The 7033-nt window shown below is 64.4% G+C and carries 5 protein-coding genes and 1 pseudogene; 4 read left to right on the top strand and 2 right to left on the bottom strand.

Annotated elements, in window-relative coordinates; translation table 11 throughout:
• Together AAHG09_RS31480 and AAHG09_RS31475 are read right to left on the bottom strand one after the other, a co-directional pair.
• On the bottom strand, positions 1–407 hold a 407-nt coding region (locus AAHG09_RS31480; RefSeq protein ID WP_342112254.1), incomplete at its 3' end, for a transposase family protein.
• Between the two features lie 114 nt (positions 408–521).
• A pseudogene (locus AAHG09_RS31475) lies at positions 522–755 on the bottom strand (SDR family oxidoreductase); the annotation flags it as partial.
• A 119-nt stretch (positions 756–874) separates the two neighbouring features.
• On the opposite strand from AAHG09_RS31475, the gene AAHG09_RS31470 reads away from it, so the two are divergent.
• The 4 genes from AAHG09_RS31470 (at position 875) to AAHG09_RS31455 (ending at position 6926) form a co-directional block, all read left to right on the top strand.
• A complete protein-coding gene (locus AAHG09_RS31470) occupies positions 875–1768 on the top strand; it encodes a LysR family transcriptional regulator (RefSeq protein ID WP_342112252.1) in 894 nt (297 codons plus the stop codon).
• A 430-nt stretch (positions 1769–2198) separates the two neighbouring features.
• A complete protein-coding gene (locus tag AAHG09_RS31465) occupies positions 2199–3554 on the top strand; it encodes a site-specific integrase (protein ID WP_342112250.1) in 1356 nt (451 codons plus the stop codon).
• Positions 3517–5178 (top strand): tyrosine-type recombinase/integrase, encoded by a 1662-nt coding sequence (locus AAHG09_RS31460; protein ID WP_342112248.1) that lies wholly within the window; start codon positions 3517–3519, stop codon positions 5176–5178. The genes AAHG09_RS31465 and AAHG09_RS31460 overlap by 38 nt, the downstream gene beginning before the upstream one ends.
• Positions 5175–6926 (top strand): hypothetical protein, encoded by a 1752-nt coding sequence (locus AAHG09_RS31455; RefSeq protein ID WP_342112245.1) that lies wholly within the window; start codon positions 5175–5177, stop codon positions 6924–6926. The genes AAHG09_RS31460 and AAHG09_RS31455 overlap by 4 nt, the downstream gene beginning before the upstream one ends.
• The last annotated feature ends 107 nt before the right edge of the window (positions 6927–7033 follow it).

The raw sequence follows: 7033 nt of genomic DNA, 5'->3' as shown, positions 1-7033 counted from the left end.
CTGACGGGCAGCATCAGGCGCTGAGCGAGGCCCGCACCGGGCCGACCACCGAGTGCGAGCCCGAGGTGATGGACGATCTGCTCCAGCCGCGAGGTGCGTCGCGCGAAGGTAGGCAGGACGTCCTCGGGGAAGCGCTCGGCGAAGATCTTCCGCCCACAGGCCGCTGCGTCACACCAGAAGCGTCTCACCATGACTTGGAGTTCGACGCGCCGACCACCGAGCGGTAGGTCGGCGGCACGGCGCTGGTAGCGGCTTTGAATGTGACGTGAAGAGGTTCGGCAGTCTGGGCACGTCGCCGTCGTAGATCCGGACCTCACGACCAGACTGATCCGATCGGTGCCGACATCGAGGTGATCGACGACGAATCCGGCAGGTACAAGGCTCGACGGCCTGAAGCGAGGGCGCATGCTGCGGCTCCATCGTGGATATCCGCAACCTCAACGCCGCCGACATCAGCGAGAGTGAGTCAGAGCCCCGATTGGAAGCCGATCCGGGGTCCCGTTCCAACGCCTTTTGACATGGGTCAGCTCGTCCGGCACGTTGGCGACCAGCAGAAACAGGGTGTCGATGCCGGTGAGCGCCGCCCGCATGGCGTCGATGTCGGCGGGGTCTCCGGCGACCGCCTCGACGCCCGTGGGGAACCGCGCCTTCTCGGGTGAGCAGGTCAGGGCGCGTACCGGTGCGCCAGCCTGGGCAAGGTGATCGACGACCGCCGAGCCGATGCGGCCGGTGGCGCCTGTGACGAGTATGGTCATGGTCGATCTCCGAGATGGGCGGTCCGGTGGGGGCCGCCGATGACCCGAAGATGCGCCGTTCCCTCAGCGAGCCATAGATGGCAGTATCGGGACAGGGTGTCCCGAAAATGGAACGACCCATGGACCTCTCGGCGCTGGCCGATTTCAATCTCGTCGCCGGCCATGGCGGCTTCGGGCGGGCAGCGCGGGCCAGCGGCCGGCCGAAGGCGACGCTGTCGCGGCGAGTCTCGGACTTGGAGGCGAGCCTCGGGACGCGGCTGATCGAACGGGGTGGTCACAGCCTTCGCCTGACCGTGGCGGGGGCGTTGCTGCATGCCCGCACAGCACCGCTGCTGAGCGAGATCGCGGAGGTCGGCGCCTCTGTGGGCGGCGGTCTCGACCAGCCACGCGGACGGCTGCGGGTGAGTGCGCCCCTGCTTCTCTCGGACACTCAGCTCGGACGCGTCGCCGCGACCTTCGTCCGGGCGTATCCCGAGGTCGATCTGGAGATCCGCTCGGATGACCGCTTCGTCGATCCGGTGGATGAGGATTTCGACGTCGTCATCCGCGTGAATCCGAAGCCGGACGAGCGGCTCGTCGGACGGTGCGTCCTGCGGGACGAGCAATGGCTCGTCTCCGAGCCCGGGGCCGTGCTCCCCGAACCGTTGGACGACCGCGACGTCGTCGACCTACCGAGCGTCGTTAGATCGTTGCCCCGGCCGGGAGGGACATGGTGCGTGCATGATGGTCGCGACCGCAGGAGTTACCGGCCAGTACCGGTCCTGCACCTGTCTTCGCTGCCGACGCTGCGGGACGCGGTGGTGGCCGGGGCCGGGGCAGCACTCCTGCCTCGCCTGCTTGTCGGCGATGACGTCGCAGCCGGCCGCTTGGCGTGCTGGGGGTGGCTCGAAGGCGCGCCGACGGAACTGTGGGCGCTCTACACCTCACGGCGATTGGTGAGCCCAAAGGTGAGGGCCTTCGTCGCCTTTCTCGCGGATGCGCTCGCTATCCCAGGTGGACCCACGCCGTCGTGAAAGGGAGTTTCTCTGATCTTGGACGCCTGCTCCTGAGAAGGCCTTAGGCAGTTAGGATACCCAATTTGGTTGCAAGCCGAATGGCGGACTGCGCAAATTCGCTGCCGGTCACGTCACCCGGAACACTCTTCAGAAGGGGAGGGGGGGCCTCAGATTTTGTCAATTTACACATTGCTGCCGGCTAAAAAAATCGAATTACCAAAAACGTACTTCAAATCAGTTACATAGCACGAATCTGGTAGCCTGATTTACACTTGGAAAGGCGACAGTAAAGATGTAGAGCCGCCCAGCCATCTTCCACGATGTGTAAGGTGGTAGGCTGAAAGTCCATACATTTCAACGGGTTCGGGCGGGTTTTCCCCGCCCGTTTCCGTGCGTTTGCGAGATTTTGACGGACGATCATCATGGTGGCGCCCAGGAGCAGCGCCCCATGCCCGACATGCCCCGTCACCGCGTCGAGATCGTCCGCCTGGAGTCGGGCGAACACCTCCCTCTGGTCGTCTCACCCGACGGCCTACCCGCCCTGTTCCCGAACCTCTGGCTCCTCGAGCTGCGCCGCCGTCCCACCCGCGCGCCCCAGAGCCAGACGCTCGAATCCTACGCCTACGCCCTCGCACTGTTCGAGGACTTCCTGTTGGAGGCCGGCATCGACGTCGTCGCGAGACATGTCGAAGGAGCCGGCTTCGGCCGCCGGGACGGCACCAACCTCGCCATCAGGCTGAGCAGGATGTCGCTGGGCGCCGCCGCACGACGCCGGCAGGCCGACGAGGTCGGGAAGCTGCGCCACAAGCTCGGGCTCGACAGAAGAATTCCGCAGCCGCGTCGCACCGACGTCGTCTGCCCCGAACTTGCGAGCCAACGCGCCACGATCGTCCGCGTCTACCTCGTGTTCCTGTCAGACATGCTCGAACACATGTCCTCCCCCAGGGCCGTAAAGGATCCGGGGGCTTCGCCGTTCGGGATTCTCGGGCGGGCGCTGAAGGCGACGATCAAGTCCGTCGCGCAGGAGGGGAGGGAGGCTCTGCCCAATCCGGTGGTCAGGGCGATCTTCGAGACCGTCCTGCCGGCGACCCCGGAACGCCCCAATCCCGCCAACCCGTTCATCCCCGCCGTCCAGTACCGCAACTTCGTCGTCATGCTGCTCCTGAGCAGCCTCGCACTGCGCATATCCGAGGTGCTCGGCCTGAAGCTCGAGGACCTCGATCTGCGGCCGGACAGGCCCACGCTGACCGTGATGCGGCGCCCGGACGATCGGGACGACAGGAAGCGGCGCAAGACCCCCGCGAAGACGGCGCGCCGGACCCTCGATCTCCCCCACGTCGTGGCGGCCGCACTGGCGGAATGGCTCGAGAATCACCGGGAGGACGAGAAACGTTTCGGCGACGCGGAGAAATGCCCCTACGTGTTCATCGCCTCGGTGGATGCCGCGCCGCACGTCCTGGCCCGCCAGCTGTCCCGGTCCGGCGCGGACAAGATCTTCAGGACCCTGCGAGCCCACGACGAGCGCTTCCGGCCGGACGTGACAGCGCATCGATTCAGGCACACCTGGGTGACCCGGACCTGGGCGAAGAGGTTCCAGGACGGTCTGGACGATCCCTTCTACGACGAGCTCGTCGCCTACGTTCTGGGATGGACGGCCCATTCCCAGCAGGCCCGTTCCTACGCCAAGCTCGCGATCCGGGAGCAGAGCGGAAAATTTACCCTCGAATGGCAGGACCACATCACGAAGGACCTGAAGGTCTCGAGCGATGCGCACGCCCCCGTACGAAGGAACCGCAACCGATAGGATTGTCCACACCAGGGCGGACCATCCGGTGGACATGTCGGGAAGCGTCTGGACGCTGTACGATCCGAACGGCACCCTGTCGATCGACTGGCGCTCCATCGTCGTCCGGACACCGGAGATCCTCGAGACGTTCAAGAACTACATCGAAGCCAGGCTCCCCAAGCAGGCGCCTCCGACCGTCTTCGGGGATTTCGAAGCGATGAAGGTCGCCGTCCGGACGCGTGCATTCCGGGAGGCGGATCAGGCGTGCATGGTTTCGCCGACACACGTTCTGGGCAGCGACATACTCCGCGAGATGATCGGATCCGGCATCGACCGGACCCGCCTTCAGAGATGGCGCTACTTCTACGATTGGGCCTGCGACGAAGCCGAACTGGACGGACAGCCCGCACGCCATTTCTCCAAAGCCGTATCACGCGAGATGCAGACGGTCCCGATCGGCGCGAACCAGCAGGCCGAAGTCGTTCTCGATCTCGATCCGCACCAGGGTCCTCTGCTCGATGTCGAACTGCATGATCTCATCGACGCGCTTTCGGGACTGGGCGTCGACCGGATCCTTACGCTGCAGGAGAAGACGGCGATCTGGCTTGCGCTCTCGCTCGGCGGCAACGCCGCCCACTCCTCGCTACTCCGAGCCTCTGATTTCGAGGTCGTGCCGACCCTCGACGGCGAGGAACTCTACAAGCTCAAGGTTCCCCGCATCAAGAAACGGGATTCGGCCGCGGCCCGCAGTCATTTCAGGACCCGCCGCCTCAATCACAAGATCGGCCGCATCGTTCAGGCCCTCGTCGAGGAGCGCATCGCCGATCCCCGCCGGGAGCAATGGATCGACCGAGATTGGGGAATACCGCTCTTCCTGCGCCATAAGCCGAACCTCGAACTTGCAGATTCTCCGATTTCGGAATATGTACTACACATGCAGAGCTGGGAGTTCTCAGCTTTTCTGCGCGAGGCCGTGGCGAAGCTCGGGATCGAGTCGCCGCGGACAGGCGAACCGCTGAGGGTCTTCCCTCGTCGCCTGCGACACACCTTCGGGACAAACGCGGCCATCCGCGGCGCGCCGCCGGCCGCCATCGCCGAAGCCCTCGACCACAGCAGCTTGAACACCGTCATGGTCTACGTGGACAACCGCCGGGCGTTGGCCGAGCGGATAGATCGTGCGCTCGATGCCGCCATGGGCAAGGTGGTCCGGGCGTTCCGCGGGCGGGTCGTCGCTTCGGAGAGCGAGGTCCTCGCCTCGTCCCCGAATGCCGATCGGATCTACGTCTTCGACGAAGTGTCGGAACAGGCGAAGGCAATCGGATCGTGCACCGCGTCGACCGCGTGCGATCTGCAGCCGCCGCTATCCTGCTACACCTGCGTCGCCTTCCGACCATGGCGGTCGGCCGATCATCGTGCCGTGCTCGCGACCCTGCGGACCGATCGCGACCGCCGCGTCTCGATGGACCTCGCCGACCGGATGGTCCGAATGCACGACAGGACGATCGATGCCGTCGAGAACGTGATCCGGGAGTCGGATCTCCAGCTCCGCAGGTCGACGAAGGCCCCTCCGCATTCGAGCGGACGCCGACCGGCCGACGATAAAGCGTCCGTCCACCCGCACGTCGAGGAGGCGACACGGTGATCGTCACCCGTCGAAACGGAGCTCCAGGACCAGGGCTGGGCGACCGGAAGCGCACCAAGACCGCTCTCGCGATCGACCTTCGGGGAGCTACCCCCGAGGAGCGGCTGGTCGAATTCATCGCCGCCGGTCGTGGGACCAAGCGGAAGACTTTCGGAGATCCCCGCGGATTCGACGACAGGCGATGGCTGGTACTGGACACCTCGTCGCCGGAGATCAAACGACGGAAGGCGAACCAGAACCCACGTAGTCTGTGGTTCACCGAGATGGGCAACGGATCGAAGAGCGCCGAGATCAATCCGGATTTCGCCCAACCGTTCCTGGATTTTGCCAAGGCCCTGATTCGGCTCCGCAACGAGACTGCCGAGGCCGGCTTCTCCAAGCATCACAAGACGCTCACCGTACTTCGGCACCTCTACGCCGCCATGCCTCGCCAGGGGGCGGACGGCAGGGCCGACCCATGCACGCTCGAACGACGCAGCTTCGAAACGGCTGCGGCGCAGATGAGGAAGAGCGGGGCAGGCTCGGGATCCCTCTACGTATGGGGACAGGAGCTGGAGACCATCGCCGCCTTTCTGGACAGGTACGAGCTTGCCGGGTCGGTGATCGGCTACCGGAACTCGGCACCGCCACCCGATGCGTCCGTCATCGACCCGGGGAGGGGAGATGCTTCGGGACGATCCCGCCGACCGAAGGAGGGAACGGACCGCCACATCAGCGACCGGGCCTGGGAAGCGCTGGGACAGATATCCAGATTGATTACGGAGGATGCCGACCGATATCGGATGGCCGCCGTCATGCTGCTGGCGGTAGGCGGCTGGCGTATCAACGAACTGTTGAAGCTGGCGGCGGAGGTCTCCTTTCTCGATGCGCCGTTGTCCCAGGGTGGAAGACCCATAGATCAGGACGCCGACGTGTCCGACACGACGATCTGGATACGGTACAGGCTCTCCAAGGAACGGCGGTGGCACGAGAAACCGATCCCCCGTATCGCATCGGAAATCGTGTGGCAGGCCTACCGCGAGATCGAACGGATCTCGGCACCATCTCGGGAAGCAGCAAGGTTCATGGATGCCAACCCAGGTCGCGTCCTGCTGCCTCCGGCGTGGCGCGAACTGGACCGGGACTGCCTGATTTCTCTTTCGGATCTCCCCCGAAACCTGCTGATTTCGAAGCATGGTCGCGGCTGGGCCGAAACACACGAAGTTCCCGTGGTGGAGTTCGAAGGGGGGAGCTTCGTATCGCTCCGGGACATAGAGAAGGCCCTACTCGCGCAACAGGCTACTGGCATCGCCGGATGCTCGCTCGAGTTGCATGAATTACTATTCATCATGCCGCTGCATTTATGTTTCAAAGATCGACAACCCAAACCGCATGTCGTCGAGATACTCGACGAAAATCAAATACGGGTGTTCCTCACGGGTGCCGACGATATCAATCCCGTCCACAGCATCTTCAAACGATTCCCACTTCACAACGCAGACGGCTCGCCTCTTACCGAGGTGGATGGATCAGAGATCCGCATAACATCCCATCAGTTCCGTCACTTCGTTTCGACGGAGGCGATCAAAAACGGATCCGGGCATTTCGCGTTGGCGGAATACTTCGGGCGTCGCAGCATCAGACCGAACCGCGCCTATGTTCATCTGAGCGAACACGAGAAGATGACGATGGCGCGCGAGCGCTTCGGCGCCGGCACGTTCGAAGGCCCCATGGCCGAAGCGTTGCGGCTAGTGCCTGTCGTCGCCTGAACGGACTGGCGGGGCTTGCGTTTCCTGTCTTCGAGGCAGGAGGGATGATGCTGAGCGACGCGCAATGGTCTGAGCTGGAGCCGCTGGTCGAGGCGTGCCGTCCGAAG

Origin of the sequence: Methylobacterium guangdongense, from assembly GCF_038442355.1 — a bacterium.
Taxonomy (GTDB): Bacteria; Pseudomonadota; Alphaproteobacteria; order Rhizobiales; family Beijerinckiaceae; genus Methylobacterium; species Methylobacterium guangdongense.
Note: the sequence above shows the minus strand (reverse complement) of the source record. Positions and strands in the feature narration are given on the sequence as shown.

Bases quoted from the DNA above. Each gene is read 5' to 3' on its own strand.
- AAHG09_RS31460 (WP_342112248.1), top strand. From the start codon at position 3,517: ATGCGCACGCCCCCGTACGAAGGAACCGCAACCGATAGGATTGTCCAC.
- AAHG09_RS31470 (WP_342112252.1), top strand. From the start codon at position 875: ATGGACCTCTCGGCGCTGGCCGATTTCAATCTCGTCGCCGGCCATGGC.
- AAHG09_RS31465 (WP_342112250.1), top strand. From the start codon at position 2,199: ATGCCCGACATGCCCCGTCACCGCGTCGAGATCGTCCGCCTGGAGTCG.